Origin of the sequence: Actinosynnema sp. NPDC023794, from assembly GCF_040639675.1 — a bacterium.
GTDB lineage: Bacteria > Actinomycetota > Actinomycetes > Mycobacteriales > Pseudonocardiaceae > Actinosynnema > Actinosynnema luteola.
Window position 1 is genome coordinate 204,900 of sequence record NZ_JBFAFR010000011.1, and the last position, 19,275, is coordinate 224,174.

Here is a 19,275-nt window from a genome sequence, read left to right on the forward strand (position 1 = left end):
GAGGGAGAACGTGGTTTGGCCCGTCCGACGAACGGTTACCTCGAGCGTGCGCCTTGAGCAGACAGGGTGCCGGAGGAGCGTGCGATGAACATGGTGGACCTGCCTGACGACGGGCTCGACCTGGAATTGGGCGGCGTCCAAACACCCGACGGCATCGCCCGTTGGGTGCGACAGGTCGCTTATGAGGTGGATGGGGACCGCGTCGCCGACCTCGCGTCGATCGCCACCGAACTGGTGGGCAACGCGCGGCGGCACGCGAAGGGACCGTGGCGGATGCGGTTGCAGCGGGTCGACGAACGGCAGGTCGTGCGGGTCGAGGTGGAGGACCGCAGTCCCAGCCTGTTGCCGGTGCTCGGCAGACCGGACGACCCGACCGCGGGCGTCGGGTTGCTGCTGGTCAACCGGCTGTCCGTGCGCTGGGGGTTCGACCACCACGAGGACCGGAAGGTGGTGTGGGCGGAAGTGCCCACCGGGTGACGGTCGGGTGGTGCGGGGTCCGCGGCGCGTGCGGACCCCGCACCACCGGTCAGCGGCCCACCTCCTCCAAGACCCAGGAGGAGACCGCCGCGTAGTAGTCCCGCGCGTTGGGCGCGAGGTTGATCGAGTGGCCGTAGCCGGGCAGCGCGTACGCCCGCAGCGGGCCGCGGAAGTACGGCGCCTCGGCCGCGTGCAGCGTCTCCGACGTGGAGCAGTCCGTGGCGAGCGGGCCGCACACCGCCGCGTCGCGCGAGCCGACCGCGGTCATCACCGGCACGTCGATCAGCAGGCTGTACGGCAGCAGCACGGCCACCCCGAGCCCGTCGGCGGCCTCGGTCGGCGAGAACACGTCCTTCGTGGCCTCCTCCAGTTCCATCACGTCCGGCACGAACTCGCCCGGCGCGTGGAAGCCGGCGTACCTGGTGCCGGGCGCGGTGGTCAGGTAGCCGAGCGGGTGGAGCAGACCGAACTTCTGGTCGAGGTTGGCCGGGCGGAAGTTCGCGAACGCCGCCGCCACGCCGGCCGGGTTCACCCGGTGCGTCATGCCGGTCAGCAGCACGCCGTCCACGTCGCGGTAGGTGCCCGCCTCCACCACGGCGATCGCCGCGCCGAGCGAGTGACCGCCGATGACGACCCGGCTGAACCGCGGCCCGTACGCGCCGGCCCGCAGGCCCCGCACGACCTGGTGCACGGCGTCGGCCTGCGCGAACGCGGTCAGCGTCACGGCGAGGGGCCGCGAGCTGCGGCCCGTGCCGAGCCGGTCGACGGCGAAGGTGGCGATCCCGGCCGCGTTCTGCGCGGCGCGGAACGAGTGCCTGCCGTCCGGGAAGTCCCAGTAGGAGCTGTTGTAGGTGGAGCCGGGGATGAGCAGCTGGACCGTGGCGGCGCCGGTGACCGGCGTGCACAGCGTGCCGTGCACGACCTCGCGGTGGCCGAGGACGGTCACCGGCGCGTCGACGTCACGGCAGGTGGCGGCGGTCGAGGCGGACGCGGACGTCAGCGACGACGCCACCATGAGCGTCACCAGGCAGGCGGCGAGTGTGTACCGCAAGAAGGACGACCTCCATCAGGGAGCGGAACGGCGGTGGTGTGCGGTCATCGGCAGCCGGTTCGGGTACAGCAGGCCGGTCACCTTGGGTCGCACGGGTTCGCCCGGCACGGGCACGAGCCGCCGGCGGGCGGCGAGGGTGGCCGCGACGATCGCGATCTCGAGGGGCGCGAACGCGTGGCCGGGGCAGCGGTGCAGGCCGCCGGCGAACGGCACGTAGGCGCCCTTGGGCAGGGCGGCGCGTTCGGGCAGCCACCGGTTAGGGTCGAACCGCGCCGGGTCGTCGTAGTAGCGGGGATCGTGGTGCAGCGCGTGCGGGCTGAAGCCGACCTCCGTGCCCGCCGGCACCCGCACGTCGCCCAAGGAGACCGACGTGTTGGCGCGCCGCAGCATGAGCCACAACGGGTAGCGGCGCAGTTCCGCCTCGTCGCGGACCTGCTGCCGGTCCATCGCCGCGCCGGAGCTCACGTCGCGGGCGTTCAGCAGCACGGAGAGCAGGTCGTCCCGGTCGCCGCGGGCGGAGTCGACCACGTCGTCCACGACGCGGTGCACGTGCGCGACGGCCCGGTCGAAGCGGCGGTTCGCGGGGATCGGCAGCTTCTCCAGCGCGGCGGGCGACAGGGCCCGGATCACGCCGAGCCGGATCAGCGCCGGCGTGTGCGCCCGGATCTCCGCGCTCACCGACGGGCCGAAGTCGGTGGAGAACAGCGTGCGGCCGACGGCGGTGATCGCGAGGTCCTGCATGACCCGGTCCAGTTCCAGCACCTGTCCATCCCGCCAGGAATTCGCCAACTCGGCGGCCAGTGCGGTCATCGTCTCCGAATAGCGGGTGAGCGGGCCGCGGTGGAACGCGGGTTGGATCATCCGCCGTTGCCGGCGGCGGAATTCGCCGTCGGTGCTGACGAGGCCGTTCCCGAACGCGCGCCGCAGTTTGTCGACGAAGATGCCCTTGTCGAACTTGTCCGTGTCGCCGGTGAGCACCTGGTGCGCCAATTCGGCGGTGATGACGACGTGCAGCGGGAGTTTGCCCAGGTAGACCTGCACGACCGGACCGTGGTTCCGCGATTGGGAGGTGAAGGCGAGCCGTTGTCGCGGCATGGCGGCGGTGTGCCCGAGCAGGGGTAATCGGCCGGGAACCGTGGGCACCTCGGTTTTTCCGGTGTTACCGGCATTCGCACTGGCGGTCATCGGCGTGCACTCTATGCGCCGTTCGGAGCCGGGCGGGATCGCGCATTGGAGTCAAGTTGTCGAATCCGCTGGTGTCGGCACGGCCCAGGCTGTTGGATGTCGTGGTCCGCCCGTCCCCCGACCGATTCGCGAAAGCCCGGAGCGCGCCATGAGCGACCTGGACTGGGTGCCCGAGGGCATCGACACCACCGTGCCGAGCGTCGCCAGGACCTACGACTACCTGCTCGGCGGCGCGCACAACCTCGAGGTGGACCGCGCCATGGGCGAGAAGATGCTGGAGGTCCTGCCCGGCGCGCGCGACCTGGTGCGGCTGAACCGGTCGTTCCTGCGCCGTGCGGTCACCCACCTGGCCGAACACGGCGTGCGGCAGTTCCTCGACATCGGCTCGGGCATACCCACCGTGGGCAACGTGCACGAGATCGCGCAGGAGGTGGCGCCGGACTGCCGGGTGGTCTACGTCGACAAGGACCCGGTCGCGATCGCGCACAGCCGCCTGCTGCTGGCCGACGACCCGAACACCGCGGCCGTGCAGGCGGACCTGCGCGAGCCTGAGGACGTGCTGGGCCGGCCCGAGGTGACCGGCCTGCTCGACTTCGACGAGCCCGTCGCGCTGCTCCTGCTGCTGGTGGTGCACTTCGTCCGGCCGGAGGAGGAGCCGGGCAAGCTGCTCGCCCGGTACCGCGACCGGCTCGCGCCGGGCAGCTACATGGTGATCTCGCACGCCACCGCCGACGACCGCGCGGAGACGATGCGGCGTGCCGCGGCCACCGTGCGGGAGAGCAGGTCGAAGGACAACCTGGTGTACCGCACGCACGCCGAGGTGACGGAGTTGTTCGACGGCTACGAGCTGGTCGAACCGGGCGTGGTCGGGCACGCGCTGTGGCGGCCCGGCGGCGCGGGCGACATCGCCGACCGGGCCGAGGACAACAACCAGGTCTGGGCGGGCGTCGGGCGCAAGCCGGACCCGGGGCCGGGTCGTGAGCCGGTGGCCGGGGACCGCTGATGACCGCTGCGCTCCCCCAGGACGCGGACGGGCTGCGGGCCCGGACGAAGCTCGCCAAGAAGTGGGCCTACCTGCTCAGCTCCCGCACGTTCGTCCCGCTCACCGTCGTCGAGCTGGAACGGCAGCTGCTCGGGCTGGTCGAACGGCTGTGCGCGGGCGTGGCGACCGAGTCGCTGGCGCAGCGCGCCGGCCGCGAGGTCGGCGACGCGCTGGTCGACCTGAACTGCACCACCGCCGAGGCGCTCCGGGTCTCGGTGGAGATCGTGAGCAAGGGCCTGCTCGGCATGCCCGCCCTCGCGCCGCCGGACAAGCTGCGCGAACGCGTGGTCGACGTGATCGCCTCGCTCTCGGCCGGTTTCGTCGACAAGACCCGCGCCACCGTGCTGACCCAGCAGGAGCAGCTCGGCCGCTCGCTGTACAAGGCGATGCGCGAGGCGCAGGTGGAGCTCCAGCACAGCGAGGCCAGGTTCGAGCTGCTGGAGCACCACCTGTCCACCGGCATCGCGACCGCCGACCCGGACGGCAGGCTGGTGCGGTCCAACGGCGCGCTGGCCCGGATCGTGGACCGCCCGCCCGCTGAGCTGGCCGGGTTGTCGCTGTTCGAGCTGGCGCACCCGGACGAGCGGACGGCGTTGCGCGCCGACTTCGAGGAGCTGGCCGACGGCGGCACGGCGTCGTTCACCCAGCCGCGCCAACTGCTGCGCGGCGACGGCGAGCCGGCCTGGGTGATGCTCACGCTGTCGCCGCTGCACCGGCTCGAAGGCAGCGCCCAGGTGATCGTGCTGGCCGAGGACGCCACCGACGTCAACCTGCTCCAGGGCCAGCTCAACCACCAGGCGCTGCACGACGTGCTGACGAGGTTGCCGAACCGCCAGTACTTCACCAGCAGGCTGGAGCAGGCGCTGCGCACGGCCGATCCCGGCACGGGTGTCAGCGTGTTCCACCTCGACCTCGACGGCTTCTCCCGGATCACCGGTGGCCTCGGCCGCGAGGTCGGCGACCACGTGCTCAAGGTCGTCGCCGGCCGGCTGGGCGCGGTCGTGGCCGAGGAGAACGCGATGGTGGCCCGGTTCGGGCACGACGAGTTCGCGATCCTGATCGAGAACACCCCGACCACGCCCGACGTGGTGACCACGATCCGCCGGATCAACGACCTGCTGTCCGCGCCGTTCCACTCCGACGGCAAGCGGGTGGCGGTGTCGGCCACGATCGGCGTGGTGCACCGGCCGCCGCGCGACTCGGCGCCGTCGGACCTGCTCGACTCGGCCGACCTGACGTTGCGGCGGGCCAAGGGCAGCGGGCGCAGGCAGTGGGAGCTGTCCGACCCGGGGCAGGACGGTCGGGACCGGCGCGCGTTCAGCCTGGCCGCGACCATGCCCGGCGCGTGGGAGAACGGCGAGATCAGGGTGCTGTACCGGCCGGTCGTGCGGCTGGCGGACGGGCAGGTGGAGTCGGCCGAGGCGGTGCTGCGGTGGGACCACCCGACGTTGGGCGCGCTGCCGCACGAGCAGTGCCTCACCCTGGCCGAGGACACCGGACTGATCGTGCCGCTGGGCGCGTGGGCGCTGCGGGCCGCGTGCGAGCAGGCCCGGTCGTGGCGGCGGGACCAGGCCCGCGACCTGCCGGTGCGGTGGGCGTTGACCCCGAGCCAGGCGGCCGACCCGGAGCTGCACGGCGTGGTGCGCGAGGCGATTTCCGACACCGGGTTGCCCACGTCGTCGCTGCGGCTCGGCGCGCCGGGTCAGGCGTTGTCCGGCGAACGCGGCGACGCGGCCGACACCCTGAAGTACCTGGCCGAGGACGGGGTGGGCGTGGAGGTGGAGGACTTCACCGCCGCGCCGGACGACTTGGCGCGGCTGCTCGACGGCGTGCCGGTGCGGGCGGTGCGGATGGCGCAGTCGCCCGCCGCGCGGCCTGGTTCGGCGGTGGCGCGGGCGTTGGCCGGTGTGCTGGAGGTGGTGCGTGACGTCGGCGTCGGGGTGACCGCCGCCGACGTCACGACACCGGAACAAGCCCGGTGGTGGCGGGAGGTGGGTGCGGACACCGCGTCCGGTCCCCTGTTCGCTCCCGCCGGTCCACCGGACGTGATCACCCGATAGCGCAAGTCAACGCAGGCGCTGTCGGGGAGCCGCCGGCGAGGTACCCGAACGTGACGCTCTCCCCCGGCTTGATCGCCGAGTTCCACGGGACGTTCCTGGCCGTCGCGGTCGTGCCGTCGGTGGTGATGATCGCGCCCCAGGCGTGCCGGACGTGCCCGTTCGGGAACGGCCAGCTCACCCGCCAGCCCGCGGACGGCGAGTTCTCCTGGTGCCGCACGGTGATCTCGACGTGGTGCCCGGTGCCCCACTGCGCCACCACGCGCATGGTCGCGGTGCAGTCGCCCTGGGTCGTCTTGAAGTCCGGCAGCTCGTCGAGGGTGATCACGTTCGCGTGGCCGTACACGCGTTGCACGAAGTCCCGGGGGTTGACCACACCGTCCTGGATGAACGAGCCGCTCCAGGTCACGAACCAGGACCAGCGGGCCTCGTAGGCGCGGACCAGGTCGGGGTCCGGGATGGAGCCGACCTCGCCCAGGGCGACCAGCTTGCGGTCGTCACCGAGGTCGACCAGCTTCTCGTACGGGCCGATCACCGGACCGTGGTCGCCCTGCGGCGGGTACGAGTCCATGCTGACCACGTCGACCACGTCGGCGCCGGGGTACCAGTCGGGCGAGACGGAGTTCCACACCCAGATCAGGTTGTGCAGGCCGTGGTGCCCCACCAGCCGCTGGTGCAGCAGGCGGTAGAGCTCCTTGGCCGGGCCGGGTCCCTTGGCGCCCCACCAGAACCAGCCGCCCTCGGCCTCGTGCAGCGGTCGCCACAGCACCGGCACCTTGGCGTCGGCCAGGCGCTTGAGCTGCACGGCGATCGCGTCCATGTCGCGGATCAGCAGCTGGTAGTCGGTGGAGGTCGGGTCGGCGAGCGCGGCGGCGAGGTCGAACGTGGTCGCGTCGGTGTAGAAGCCGCGCCACCACTCCTTGCCCGGCTGGTCGATCAGGCCGGACGGCGCGTTCCAGTGCCAGGCCATGGTGACGATCCCGCCGCGCTGGTCGTAGACGAGGGCGTGGTCGACGTCCCGGCCGACGGTGCCGCGCTCGACCCGGCTCGGCGAGTAGTCCATCAGGTCGTAGCCGCCGATGGCCGGCGCCTCGCCGATGTTCTGCTCGACCCAGTCGATGCTCGCCTGGTCCTGCTGCCCGGAGAGGATGTTCTCGCCGTAGTTGTCGGCCAGGTAGCGCATGAGGCCCTTGGCCTCGGCGGTCGCGGCCGGGTCGGTCAACGCGCCCGTGACCTGGTGCGGGCCGCGCGGCGCGCTGGGCATCACCTTGATCGCGTCGATCAGGTACCAGCCCCAGTTGTTGGTGATGGTGACCGTGTTGTCGCCCTCGCGCAGCAGCACCTTGCCCGCCGCGATCGACGTGAACGTCGGGTGCTCGGGGAACTGGACGTCGCCGAGGCCGCTGCCGTTGAGCGAGAGCGACGCCGTCTTCGCGCCGTACGGGGTGGCGTACAGGATCGTGAGGTCGTGCAGGCCGCCGGGGCTGTCCGGGATCGTGATGGTGACGTTGTCCGTGCCGGTGTCGAAGCCCGCCACGTAGCCGCGGCCGGAGAACCCGGCCACGCTCGACTCGACCACGGTGCCGTTGAGCTCGCCGTCCTCGGCTTCGTGGACGCCGGGCGCGGGAGGCGCGCTGGGGGTCACCTTGATCGCGTCGATCAGGTACCAGCCCCACCCGGTGGTGAAGGTGACCGCGTTGTCGCCCTGGGCCAGCAGCAGCTTCGCGCCGGTGGCCTCGGTGAAGCCGGCGTTCTCGGCCAGCGCCACCGAGCCGACGGACGTGCCGTTGAGGGAGACGGCCGTCTGCTTCGGGCCGTAGGGCGCGGCGTAGCGGACGGTGAGGTCGTGCAGGCCGCCGGGGCTGTCCGGGATCGTGATGGTCGCGTGGTCGGCGGCCTCGTCGAACCCGGCGACGTAACCGGCGCCGGAGAAGCCCTCGACGGACGTCTCGATCACGACGCCGGACAGGGCGCCGCCCTCCGCCTCGATCCACTCGCCCGGCGCCGCGGCCGCGGCCGGTGGGGCGAGGGTCAGGGCTATCAGCGAGACGAGCAGTAACAACCTCACGTCGTTGGTCCCTTCACCGCCGTTGGCAGGGGCACGAGCCGCGCTGTGACCTGGGAGCGCTCCCAGAAGCATAGGGCGGCCGTCGGCGAGGAGAAAGCCTCGCGCGACTTGTGTAAGGACCAGACACAAGTGTGGTCAGAATCAGCGAAAGTCCTGGACTAGACCACTGACGGCCCTACCGTGGCGAGCCCTGCAACCGTGCGACGACGACGTCGGACACCGCGTGGTCGTCCTCGCCCTCCTGGAGCATGGATCATGAGATGGACAGCCCGACGGACGCGCAACCCCGCCCTCGGCCTGTTGGCCGCGGCCCTGCTGATCAGCGGCTCGGGCCTGTCGGCGACGGCCGATCCGCACAGCGACGCCGTGCCGCCCCAAGAACCCGGCGTGACGTTGCGGGTCTTCGACGTCCAAGTGCCGCTGGACCGGCTCTGCACGCTCAAGCCCGCCCAGACGCCCAACGTCGACAAGCTCATGCCCACCATCGACTGGACGTCGACCACCGACTTCGGGTTCGCCGACCGGTTCGTCGCCCAGGTCACCGGCAACCTCACCATCACGCAGGCGGGCAGCTACGCGTTCCGGCTGCTCAGCGACGACGGGTCGCGGTTGGCCGTCGACGGCGCCGTGGTGGTCGACCACGACGGGCTGCACGGGCCGGATCCCAAGGACGGCTCGGTCACGCTGTCGACCGGCTACCACTCGCTGCTGATCGACCACTTCGAGCGCGACGGCGGGCAGCAGCTGACGTTGCAGTGGAGGCCGCCGGGCGCCACCGGCTTCACGGTCGTGCCGAACTCGGCGCTCAGCACGGACGCGGACGTCGTGCGGGTCACCGCACCCGGCCGCAAGGACTGCGCGACGGGCTCCGACTCGCCCGGCGACGGGCTGCCGCTCGACTCCGTTCACCCGGACTACGCGCTGACCACCCTGCGCCCCACCGGGTTCCAGCCGCGGGTCAGCGCGATGGACTGGTTCCCCGACGGCCGCCTGGCCGTCGCCACCTGGGACGGCAAGAGCACCGACACGGGCGAGGTCTGGGTGCTCGGCAACGTCACCGGCGCCACCTCGCCCGACCGGGTCACCACCAAGCGGATCGCGACGAACCTGCGTGAGCCGATGGGCCTGAAGGTGCTCGACGGCAAGATCTACGTGTCGCAGAAGCACCAGCTGACCGAGCTGACCGACACCAACGGCGACGACGTGGTCGACCAGTCGCGCGCGGTGGCGTCGTGGCCCTACGGCGGCAACTTCCACGAGTTCGCGTTCGGCCTGCTGTACCAGAACGGGGCGTTCTACCTCAGCCTCTCCGTCGCGATCAACGAGGGCGGCGCCACGACCAACCCGCAGCCCGCGGCGAACCGCGGCACGACGGTGAAGGTGGACCGCGCCACCGGGCAGGTCAGCTACATCGCGGGCGGCCTGCGCACGCCCAACGGGATCGGCTGGGGTCCGGAGGGCGGCATCTTCGTCAACGACAACCAGGGCGGCTACCTGCCCGCGTCGAAGATGGTGCACATCAAGCAGGACCGGTTCTTCAACCACTACACCAATCCGACGGGCCCGTTCGACGCGAAGCCGGTCACCGCGCCCGTGCTGTGGTTGCCGCAGAACGAGATCGCCAACTCCCCCAGCACCCCCGTCCAGCTCACCCAGGGCGCCTACGCCGGGCAGATGGTCTTCGGCGATGTCACCTACGGCGGGTTGCAACGCGCGTTCCTGGAGAAGGTCAACGGCGAGTACCAGGGCGCGGTGTTCCGGATGACCCAGGGGCTGGAGGCCGGCGTGAACCGGATCAGCCTCGGCCCGGACGGCGCGATCTACGTCGGCGGTATCGGGGACGGCGGCAACTGGGGTCAGGACGGCAAGTTGCTGTACGGGCTGCAGAAGCTCACGCCCAACGGCGGCCGGACGTTCGACGTGCTGGCGATGCGCGCGATAGCGGGAGGGTTCGAGATCGAGTACACCCAGCCGTTGTCGGCGGAGACGGCGGCGGGGCTCGCCGGGCGGTACCGGGCCACGCAGTGGCGGTACGCGGCGGCGCCGACGTACGGCGGGCCGAAGGTGGACCAGGAGACCCTCTCGGTCGCCTCGGCCGCGGTGTCCGCGGACGGCCGCAAGGTCACGTTGAAGCTCAACGGCCTCAAGGCCGGCCGGGTGGTGCACCTGCGCTCGCCGCGACCGTTCTCGTCGAACACCGGCGTTCCGCTGTGGAACACGGAGGCCTGGTACACGCTCAACAACCTGGTCGGCGCCCCGCCGTCGGCCACCCGGTCGTTCGAGGCCGAGAGCGCGGCCCTGTCCGGCGGCGCGGGGGTCAACACCGACCACACCGGCTACTCGGGCGCCGGTTTCGTCGACGGGTACGGCGCTCAGGGTGCGACCACGCGGTTCGCGGTGAACGCGGCGGCGGCAGGCTCGCACAACGTGGGGCTGCGCTACAGCAACGGGCCAAACCCGTCGTCCGGGACCAAGACGGTGAGCGTGTACGTCAACGGCGCGAAGGTCAGGCAGGTGGCGTTGGCCGACACCGGGACCTGGGACACGTGGGCGACGCACACCGAGGCGTTGACGCTGCGGGCGGGCGCGAACACCATCGCGTACCGGGTGGACAGCGGGGACGTCGGACACGTGAACCTCGACTACCTGACGGTCACTCCGGCTCAGCGCGTCGTCCTCTACGGCGGTGGCGGCACGGAGAACTGGCGCAACGCCGACGGCAGCGCGCCCTCGTGGCCGGTGGCGGGCGGGTCGGTGGAGGCGCTCGGCGGCGACATCCGCAGCAGGCAGGTGTTCGGGGACTTCAAGTTGCACCTGGAGTTCTGGTTGCCGAACCTGCCGTCCGACGTGACCGGGCAGCAGCGGGCGAACAGCGGGGTCTACCTGCAGGACCGGTACGAGTTGCAGATCCTGGACAGCTTCGGGAAGCAGCCGCTGGGGGCCGATGAGGCGGGGAGCGTCTACTTGAAGAGGGCGGCGTCGGTCAATGCGGGGACCGCGCCGCGGACGTGGCAGACGTACGACGTCACGTTCCGGGCGGCCCGGTTCGACAGCGCGGGGGTGAAGATCGCGAACGCGCGGGTCACGGTGGTGTGGAACGGGGTCACGGTTCATCAGGACTTCGTGGTCGACGGGCCGACCGGTGGTGGTGCGGCGGAAGGGCCGACGGCGGGGCCGTTCCGGCTGCAGGACCACGGCGATCCCGGTGAGAACGTCCGGTTCCGGAATATCTGGGTCGAGCCGCTTGGGTGAGGCCGGGCTGGTGGGGTGACGCGCGCCGCGCCGGGTCGCTCGTCGGTGAGCGGCCCGGTGCGGTGGTGGTGCGGCCGGTTCTCAGGCCCTGGTCCGAGTGAGGCCGCACAGTTCGTTGGCGACGGCCCACAGGTCCTCCTCGCGCTGCTCGTCGTAGGACTCCGACGACGACGGGATCACCTCGCCCTTGCTGATGTACGAACCGCTCTCGCCGGGGCGGGGTCCCGTCATCGTCTCCGCGAGCAGTCGGCCCGCCTTGTCCGCTGTGGTCGCGATCGGCAGGGTCACCAGGGCTTTGCCGATCGCGCGGAACGCGGCCCGGCCGAGGCGGCCCGCGTCGCGCGACAGTTCGGTGTCCGGCACCAGGCCGGGGTTGTAGGAGTAGACGTCCACGCCATCCGGCAGTCGGCGCTGGAGCGCGTGGACGAGGTAGATCACGCCCAGCTTGCTGGTGGCGTACGCACGCCTGCCCTCCCGGCCGGAGTCCCTGCCCGGCTTGACCAGCTCGCGCGGGTCGTCCCAGCGCGGCGACGGGATCAGGCCCATGGTGTTGAGGTCGGCGTCGTGCACGTCGCTGCCGACCACGATGATCCGCGCCGGGTTGGTGAAGCGCGGCATGAGCAGGTTCAGCAGCAGGTGGTAGGCCAGCACGTTCACGCCGAAGGTCATCTCGAAGCCGTCGGCGGTGAGCTTGCGGGTGGTCGCCATCTGCAGGCCCGCGTTGCCCAGGAACCCGTCCAGCGGCCCTTCGACCTCGGCGGCCACGCGGCGGATGTCGGCGAACGACGCCAGGTCGCCGACCACCTCGGAGACGTTGCGGTTGCCGGTGACCGCGGCCAGCTCGGCGGCCAGGCCGGGCTTGCGGTTGACCACGAGCAGGTGCCGGTCCGGGTGGTGGCGGAGCAGGTGTTCGGCGGCTTCGCGGCCGAGCCCACGACTCGCGCCGGTCATCAAGGTGGTGCCCATGGTCGCTCCTGGTACGTAGTTCGAACTGGTACTCAGTACCGTACCGGACTTCGTACCGGGCCGCTATGCTGAGGCCATGCCGGAACGGATGCCGCTGCGCGAGCGCAAGCAACAGCGCGCGCGGGAACAGATCGTGGAGGCGGCGTTCGAGCTGTTCGCCGAGCGGGGGTTCGCCGCCGTGACGGTCACCGACATCGCCGAACGGGCCGAGGTGGGCCGCACCACGTTCTTCCGCTACTTCGGCGACAAGCAGGAGGTCGTCTTCTCCGACGAGCAGGCGATCGTCGAGGCGCTGAGCGAACGGCACCGGGCGTTGCCGCCGGTCACCGACTTGGCCGGCGCGGTGGTGCAGTTGCGCGCGGTGGCTACGGAGCTGTGCCGGGAGCTGACCGCGGATGGTGAGCACTACCGCGTGCACGAACGGCTGCTGCGCGAGAACCCGGAGCTGCGGGACCGCGCGGCGCGGAAGTTCGCCAGGTTGTTCGAGATCATCCGAGCCAACCTGCTCGAGCGCGGTGCGTCAGCGGAGGTGGCCGTGCTCGCGCCGCAGCTGGCGTTGGCCTGCTTCGCGGCTGGGAACGCGTTGGCGGACGGCGATCCGGAGGTGCTGCCGGGTGCGGTGGATGCGGCGTTTGCGCGGTTGGGCGAGTTGGGCGGGTCGAGGTAACGCGGCGGGGCGGGGCGGTTCGCACAGGTGAGCGAATTTCAGGGCCGGACATCGCCTGAACGCACGCCCGTTGTCGGTCCGATGGGCTAAGTTTCACCCTGCCATGCGACTCATCGGACGTGACCACCCAGCCGGGGTGCTGAGCGCGGAGGTCGACCGTGCGGTAGGCAGCCACGGTGGGTTGGTGCTGGTTGCGGGCGAGGCCGGGATCGGTAAGACCACGCTGGTGACCGGCGCGGCGGAGCAGGCGCGGCGGGCGGGGGCGCTGGTGCTCGGTGGGTCGTGTTGGGACTCCGACAGCGCGCCCGGTTACTGGCCGTGGGTGCAGGTGATCCGGGCGTTGCGGCGGGCGGCGGCCGAGGAGTCGGAGTCGGTGGACTGGGGTCCGCTGGCGGTGTTGCTCGGTGAGGCGCCGTCGGAGCACCGGCCGGAGAGCTTCCCGCTGTACGACGCGGTGACCTCGGCGTTGGTGGCGGTGTCGCAGCACCGGCCGGTGGTGGTCGTGTTGGAGGACCTGCACTGGGCGGACTCGGCGTCGTTGAAGTTGTTGGAGTTCGCGGCGCAGCACACGTGGTTCGAACGGCTGCTGCTGATCGGCACTTATCGCGACAACGAGGTGGACGCCGAGGACCACCCGCTGCAGCCGTTGATGACGCCGTTGCTCAGCCGGGCCACGACGGTCGCGTTGACCGGGCTGTCGCCGGCCGAGGTCGGTGAGTTGATGGCGCGCACGGCGGGGCGTGAGCCGGAGGCCGACTTGGTCGCCGAAGTGCACTTGCGCACGGGCGGCAATCCGTTCTTCGTCGAGCAGACCGCGCGGTTGTGGCACGGTGGTGGGTCGGTGACGTCGATTGCGCCCGGTGTGCGCGATGCGTTGCGGCGGCGGTTGTCCTTGTTGCCCGAGCAGGTCGGCGACCTGTTGACGACGGCGGCGGTGCTCGGGCACGAGTTCCACCGCAAGGTGCTGGCCGCCACGGCCTCGCTGCCGGTGCCGGCGGTGGACCGGTTGCTCGACCAGGCCGCGCAGGCGCGGCTGGTGCACGGGTTGGGTGGCGGCCTGTTCTCGTTCGCGCACGACCTGGTGCGCGAGGCGCTGTACGGTTCGCTGTCCGATGTGGACGCACGGCACGCGGCAGTGGTGCGGGCGTTGGACGGCGACCTCTCCGACCAGGTGTTCCCGGCCGACCTGGCCAGACACGCGCACCTGGCCGGCGATCGGTTGGCGGCCGACCGGGCGGTGGACCTGATCGTGGCGGCGGCGCGGGACGCGAGCCGTCGGATGGCGGTCGAGGAGGCCGCCGGGCACTACCGGCGTGCGCTGGAGCGGGCCGAGGGGGCCAGGCGGCGGATCGCGGTGGCGTTGGAGCTCGGCAACGAGCTGTACCACTGCGCCGAGCCCGCGGAGGCGCGGAAGGTCTTCGACGAGGCCGCGGCGTTGGCGCGGGAGCTGGACGACGCGGAGCCGTTCGCCCGGATCGCGCTGGCGGTCTACCGGTTCGCCGAGGACGAGGGCCAGGCCGCCGCCGTGGTCCGGGAGGCGTACTGCCGGCTCATCGGGCCGGCGCCCGACGTGTCGACGGAGGTGTTGGCGCGGGAGATGAGCCTGCACGCCGCCGAGGCGGCCCGGGGTGGCGGGGACGACGACGCGTTGGCCTCAGGTCTGTGGGCGGTGCACGACACCACCGTGGGCATCGGCCACGCCGAGCAGCGGCTGGCGTTGATCGACGAGCTGATCACCGTGTCGCGGCGCAGCGGCGACCACACCGTCGAGCACTTCGCCACCTCGTTCCGGTGGGTGGCGCTGGTGGAGCTGGGCGATCCGCGGTACGTCGAGCAGGTGCACGCGTTCGTCGCGCTGTCGGAGCGGCTGGGCATGAGCCGGTTCAACTTCTCGGCCGCGATCGACCAGTCGATCATCGCCACGATGCAGGGCCGGTTCGCCGAGGCGGAGGCGTTGCTGGCCGCGGCGATCGAGCTGGGCGCGAGCAACCACACCGGGTTCCGGATGATGTACCTGCACCTGCGGTGGGCGCTGCTGGTGTCGCAGGGGAAGTTCGCCGAGCTGGACGAGTTGGCGCCCGAGATCCTCGCGAGCAACTACCCGTACCCGGGTCTGCCGGCCGGCATCGCCGCCCTCGAACGCGGTGACGTGGCGACCGCGCGCGTCCACGGCGAGCAGCCCGTCCAGGACGACCGGTCCCAGTCGTCGTTCGAGCCGCTGTGGCTGCGGTTCCGGGCCCAGTTCGCCCACGCGACGGGTGACCGGGAGCTGGCGGCGCGGGTGCGCGGGGAGTTGGCGCCGCACCGGGGCAAGTGGCTGGTGTCGCTGTACGGGTGCGACATCAGCGGGCCGGTGGACCTGTGGCTGGGTCTGGTGGACCTGGCGCTCGGCCGGTGTGACGACGCGGTGGAGGAGTTGACCGCGGCGCTGCGGTCGGCCGAGCGGATGCGGGCCCGGCCGTGGGTGTCGCGGGCGCGGCGTCACCTGGCGGAGGCGTTGCGGGCGCAGGGCGCGCCGTCGGAGCTGAGTGCGGCGGGGTCGCTGCCGACGCCCGAGCGGACCGTCCGCGAGTTCCGGCGTGAGGGTGAGGTGTGGGCGTTGTCGTACGACGGGGTCACCGTGCGGGTGCCGGACTCCAAGGGGCTGCGCGATCTGCACGTGCTGCTGAGCAGCCCCGGCGAGCCGGTGGCCGCGGTCGCGTTGCTCGCGCCGGAGGCGGTGGCGTCGGCGCGGTTGGGCGGCGACCCGGTGCTGGACGACGAGGCGAAGGCCCGCTACCGGCGTCGGCTGGCGCAACTGGACGACGAGATCGACCGCGCGTTCGACGACGACCGCGCCGCCGCCCTGGACCGCGAACGCGCCGCCCTGCTGGAGGAACTGCGTGCCGCCGCCGGTCTGGCCGGCCGCACCCGCAGGCTCGGCGACGAAGCCGAACGGGCCCGCAAGGCCGTGACCGCCCGCATCCGCGACACGCTGCGCAAACTGGACGAACGCCACCCCGGTCTCGCGGCCCACCTGCGGGAGACCGTCTCGACCGGGGCGACGTGCGTCTACTCGGGACACGAGAGCTTCCGGCTCTAGCGTCGGGAGCCGTCAGGTCACTTCCGGTTGTACAGGCGCATGGTCAAGGTGCCGAACACGGCGGTGAACACGACGCCGTAGCCGAGCGTCCACATCATCGCGTCGCCGTCGAACTCGCCCGCCATCAGCGAGCGCACGGCCTCGACGAGCGTGCTGATCGGGTTGACGTTGACGAACGCCTGCAACCAGCCCGGCATCGTCGCCGGGTTGACGTAGACCGGGGACAGGAACGTCAGCGGGAACAGGAAGAGCATGCTCACGCCCATCACGGACTTCTCGCTGCGCATCAGCAGGCCGAACATCGTCCACACCCACGAGAACGCGAACGAGAACGCCACCAGCACCGCCACGCCGAGCAGGACGCCGACGAACCCGCCGCCGGGCCGGAAGCCCAGGATCAGGCCGACCACCATGATCACGGCGGATGCCAGCACGTACCGCAGCAGGTCGCCCAGGATGTAGCCGACCATCGGCGCGGGCCGCCAGATCGGCAGCGTCCGGAACCGGTCGAACACGCCCTTCTCGATGTCGGTGTTCACCGCGACGCCCGTGTACATGGTGATCATCACGACGCTGGTGACCGTGACACCGGGCAGCAGGTACTGGATGTACTCCCCCGGCGACCCGGCCAGCGCGCCGCCGAACAGGTAGGTGAACATCAGGATCATCATGATCGGGAACGCGGTGACGTCGAACAGCTGCTCGGGCACGTGCTTGATCTTGAGCACGGCGCGCCAGCCGAACGTGAGCGACGCCGACAGCGCGCTCGGTCGACGTGGCTGCACGGTCTCGAGCAGCACCGCCGCCAGGTCCTCCGCCTTGGGTGCGGGCAGGAGCTCGGCTTCCTTGGTGACGGTCACGCCGCCGCCTCCTTCTTGTCGGTGAGGGCCAGGAAGACCTCGTCCAGGCTGGGCTGGCCGAGGGAGAACGTGTCGACGGTGATGCCCTCGCGGGCGAGTTGGGCCAACGCCTCGGCGGCCTGCTCGGTGGCCCGGCCGGACAGCCGCGCGGTCAGCGCGACCGGGTCGGCGTCCAGCTGCACGTCGGCCTCCAACGCGCGGGCCAGCACCTGTCGCGCCCGTTCGCGCTGGTCCGCGTCACGCAGCCGCAGGTGCACCGCGCCGACGCCGACGGACGCCTTCAGCTCGCCCTTCGTGCCCTCGGCGATCACCTTGCCGTGGTCGATCACCGCGATGCGGGACGCGAGCTGGTCGGCCTCGTCCAGGTACTGCGTGGTCAGCAGCACGGTGGTGCCGTGCGCGACGACCGCGCGGACGATGTCCCACACCTGGTTGCGGCTGCGCGGGTCGAGGCCGGTGGTCGGCTCGTCCAGGAACAGCAGCTTCGGTGTGTTGAGGATGCTGGCCGCGATGTCCAGGCGGCGGCGCATGCCGCCCGAGTAGTGCTTGACCTGCTTGGACGCCGCGTCGGTCAGCCCGAACGCCTCCAGCAGCTGCCCGGCCCGGGCGCGGGCGTGCGGGCGGGTGTGGCCGAGCAGCCTGCCCAGCAGGACCAGGTTCTCGGTGCCGGTCAGGTCCTCGTCGACGGAGGCGTACTGCCCGGTGAGGCTGACGAGTCGGCGGACCGCGTCCGGATCGGCGCGCACGTCGTGACCGAACACCCGCGCCTCCCCTTCGTCGGGTCGTAGCAGGGTGGCCAGCAGGCGGACCGTCGTGGTCTTGCCCGCACCGTTCGGGCCGAGCAGGCCGTACACCGTCCCGGCGGGCACGGTCAGGTCGACGCCGTCCACCGCGCGGGTGTCGCCGAAGACCTTGACCAGGCCCGACGTTTCGATGGCGTTCATGGGGTTCCCCTTCTCGGTGAGTCACAGCTAGGAGATGTAGGGGCGTCGGGTGCGGGCATCCTTGAGGGCCGACGCCCACCAGGTGAGCTGGTCGAACATCGCTTCCGCGGCACGGCGGCGGTGCTCGGTGTCGAGCGGTTCGTCGGCGAGCAGGTTCACGCTGACGCCCGTTCGCACTGTCATGACGTGCAACTCGGTGAAAACTGTTCGGAGCTGTTCCACGGCGTGGAAGCCCTCGGAGCGGTAGCCGTAGGAGACGAACCCGGCGGGCTTGGCGTGCCACTCGTCGTAGGCGTAGTCGATGGCCTGCTTGAGGGAGGCCGGGAAGCTGCGGTTGTACTCGGGGGTGACGACGACGAACCCGTCCGCGTCGGCCACCTGCCCGGTGAACCGCCGGACCTCCGGCGTCGGCCGGCCCGGGTAGCACGGCGGGAAGTCGTAGTCGGCCAGGTCGAGCACGACCGGCTCGACGTCGTCGCGCTGCGCCGCGACGTCGGCGACCCACCGGCCGATGCCCTCGCCGACGCGTCCCTCGCGGGTGCTGCCGATGATCACGGCGATCCGCAGCGGCTCCATGCGCCACCTCCTCTCACCCAGTAGGCGCGAGACGGCCCGCTAGACCGGATCTAGCACCCGCGTGCCCTGCGTCCGGAACGCGAGAGTCCTACGTCCGGAACGGGTGAGTTGAACGTTCGGAACGCGAAAACTCCACGTCCCCGAGCGGGAACGTGGAGTCCGTGGTTGGGCTTCGCTAGATGCGGCAGGTGTCCAGGGAGCTGACCAGGATGGCGCGGGCGCCCACGCGCCACAGCTCGTCCATGATGAACGGCGCGTCGTCGCGCGGCACGAGGGACCGGACGGCGACCCAGCCCTCGCGGGCCAGCGGCGAGACGGTGGGCGACTCGATGCCGGGCACCAGCTTGAAGGCCTCCTCCTGCGCCTCCACCGGGCAGTCGAAGTCGAGGATCACGTAACGGCGGGCGATCAGCACGCCCTGCAGCCTGCGGTGCAGGATCTCGACCGCGCGCACGGCGTCGGGGGCGTCGGCGACGGTGTCGCCCTGGATCAGCACGGCCTCGGACTTGAGGATCGGCGAGCCGAACGTCTCCAGGCCCGAGGTCTTCAGCGTGATGCCGGTTTCCACCACGTCGGCGATCGCGTCGGCCACACCGAGCTCCACGGCGGTCTCCACCGCGCCGTCGAGCCGCACGAGGTGCGCCTTGATGCCGAGGTCGGCCAGGTGGTGCTCGACCAGGTTCGGGTAGCTGGTCGCGATCCGCCTGCCCTCCAGGCCTGCGGCGTCGTGGATGCCGCCCGGCTTGGACGCGAAGTAGAACGACGCCCGTCCGAAGCCCAGCGGCAGGATTTCCTTCGCCGACACGGTGGAATCGAGCAGCAGATCACGACCGGTGATGCCGACGTCCAAAGACCCCTCGCCCACGTACACCGCGATGTCGCGGGGACGCAGGAAAAAGAACTGCACATCATTTGCCGGGTCCGCCACGATCAGCTCACGGCCGGACCTGTTCACCCGGTAACCCGCTTCGGCCAGCATTTGCGCCGCGGGAGCACTCAACGAGCCCTTGTTGGGCAGGGCGAAGCGAAGAGGAGCCATGGCGCGAAG

Annotated in this window: 14 protein-coding genes; 6 read left to right on the forward strand and 8 right to left on the reverse strand. The window is 71.4% G+C overall.

Going from position 1 to position 19,275, the window contains the following annotated elements; all coding sequences use genetic code 11:
- The first annotated feature begins 84 nt into the window (after window positions 1–84).
- Complete coding sequence (locus tag AB0H12_RS23700; protein ID WP_499625292.1) at window positions 85–477, forward strand: ATP-binding protein; 393 nt, start codon at window positions 85–87, stop codon at window positions 475–477.
- Window positions 478–526: 49 nt separating this feature from the next.
- Here the strand turns inward: AB0H12_RS23700 and AB0H12_RS23705 are convergent, their stop codons facing one another.
- Window positions 527–1,528, reverse strand: coding sequence for an alpha/beta fold hydrolase (locus AB0H12_RS23705; protein ID WP_499625293.1), 1,002 nt, complete (start codon window positions 1,526–1,528; stop codon window positions 527–529).
- A gap of 15 nt (window positions 1,529–1,543) precedes the next feature.
- On the reverse strand, window positions 1,544–2,713 hold the full coding sequence (locus tag AB0H12_RS23710) for a cytochrome P450 (protein ID WP_499625295.1): 1,170 nt from the start codon (window positions 2,711–2,713) through the stop codon (window positions 1,544–1,546).
- A gap of 148 nt (window positions 2,714–2,861) precedes the next feature.
- Between AB0H12_RS23710 and AB0H12_RS23715 the strand changes: the two genes are divergently transcribed.
- A complete protein-coding gene (locus tag AB0H12_RS23715; protein WP_499625297.1) occupies window positions 2,862–3,716 on the forward strand; it encodes an SAM-dependent methyltransferase in 855 nt (284 codons plus the stop codon).
- On the forward strand, window positions 3,716–5,815 hold the full coding sequence (locus tag AB0H12_RS23720; RefSeq protein ID WP_499625298.1) for a putative bifunctional diguanylate cyclase/phosphodiesterase: 2,100 nt from the start codon (window positions 3,716–3,718) through the stop codon (window positions 5,813–5,815). Before AB0H12_RS23715 ends, AB0H12_RS23720 begins: the two co-directional genes overlap by 1 nt.
- Here the strand turns inward: AB0H12_RS23720 and AB0H12_RS23725 are convergent.
- A complete protein-coding gene (locus AB0H12_RS23725; RefSeq protein WP_499625300.1) occupies window positions 5,805–7,880 on the reverse strand; it encodes a glycosyl hydrolase in 2,076 nt (691 codons plus the stop codon). The genes AB0H12_RS23720 and AB0H12_RS23725 overlap by 11 nt on opposite strands.
- Window positions 7,881–8,135: 255 nt before the next feature.
- Between AB0H12_RS23725 and AB0H12_RS23730 the strand changes: the two genes are divergently transcribed.
- Window positions 8,136–11,132, forward strand: coding sequence for a 3-keto-alpha-glucoside-1,2-lyase-like domain-containing protein (locus tag AB0H12_RS23730; RefSeq protein ID WP_499625301.1), 2,997 nt, complete (start codon window positions 8,136–8,138; stop codon window positions 11,130–11,132).
- Window positions 11,133–11,213: 81 nt separating this feature from the next.
- On the opposite strand, the gene AB0H12_RS23735 is transcribed toward AB0H12_RS23730, so the two are convergent.
- Window positions 11,214–12,098 carry an SDR family NAD(P)-dependent oxidoreductase gene (locus tag AB0H12_RS23735; protein ID WP_499625303.1) on the reverse strand — a complete coding sequence of 295 codons (885 nt, stop codon included), beginning with the start codon at window positions 12,096–12,098 and terminating at the stop codon, window positions 11,214–11,216.
- Window positions 12,099–12,174: 76 nt separating this feature from the next.
- Here AB0H12_RS23735 and AB0H12_RS23740 point away from each other — a divergent pair, with 76 nt between their 5' ends.
- Both AB0H12_RS23740 and AB0H12_RS23745 read left to right on the forward strand, forming a co-directional pair.
- Window positions 12,175–12,765: a TetR/AcrR family transcriptional regulator gene (locus tag AB0H12_RS23740; protein ID WP_499625304.1), complete on the forward strand. Its 591-nt coding sequence runs from the start codon at window positions 12,175–12,177 to the stop codon at window positions 12,763–12,765.
- A 103-nt stretch (window positions 12,766–12,868) separates the two neighbouring features.
- Window positions 12,869–15,847, forward strand: coding sequence for an ATP-binding protein (locus tag AB0H12_RS23745; protein WP_499625306.1), 2,979 nt, complete (start codon window positions 12,869–12,871; stop codon window positions 15,845–15,847).
- A 17-nt stretch (window positions 15,848–15,864) separates the two neighbouring features.
- Here the strand turns inward: AB0H12_RS23745 and AB0H12_RS23750 are convergent, their stop codons facing one another.
- The 4 genes from AB0H12_RS23750 to hisG form a co-directional block, all read right to left on the reverse strand.
- A complete protein-coding gene (locus tag AB0H12_RS23750; protein ID WP_499625308.1) occupies window positions 15,865–16,707 on the reverse strand; it encodes an ABC transporter permease in 843 nt (280 codons plus the stop codon).
- On the reverse strand, window positions 16,704–17,651 hold the full coding sequence (locus AB0H12_RS23755; RefSeq protein ID WP_499625310.1) for an ATP-binding cassette domain-containing protein: 948 nt from the start codon (window positions 17,649–17,651) through the stop codon (window positions 16,704–16,706). Before AB0H12_RS23755 ends, AB0H12_RS23750 begins: the two co-directional genes overlap by 4 nt.
- 27 nt (window positions 17,652–17,678) lie before the next feature.
- Window positions 17,679–18,227 (reverse strand): NADPH-dependent FMN reductase, encoded by a 549-nt coding sequence (locus tag AB0H12_RS23760; protein ID WP_499625312.1) that lies wholly within the window; start codon window positions 18,225–18,227, stop codon window positions 17,679–17,681.
- Window positions 18,228–18,402: 175 nt separating this feature from the next.
- Window positions 18,403–19,266, reverse strand: a complete 864-nt coding sequence (hisG, locus tag AB0H12_RS23765) for an ATP phosphoribosyltransferase (RefSeq protein ID WP_499625314.1) — start codon at window positions 19,264–19,266, stop codon at window positions 18,403–18,405.
- Window positions 19,267–19,275 lie beyond the last annotated feature (9 nt).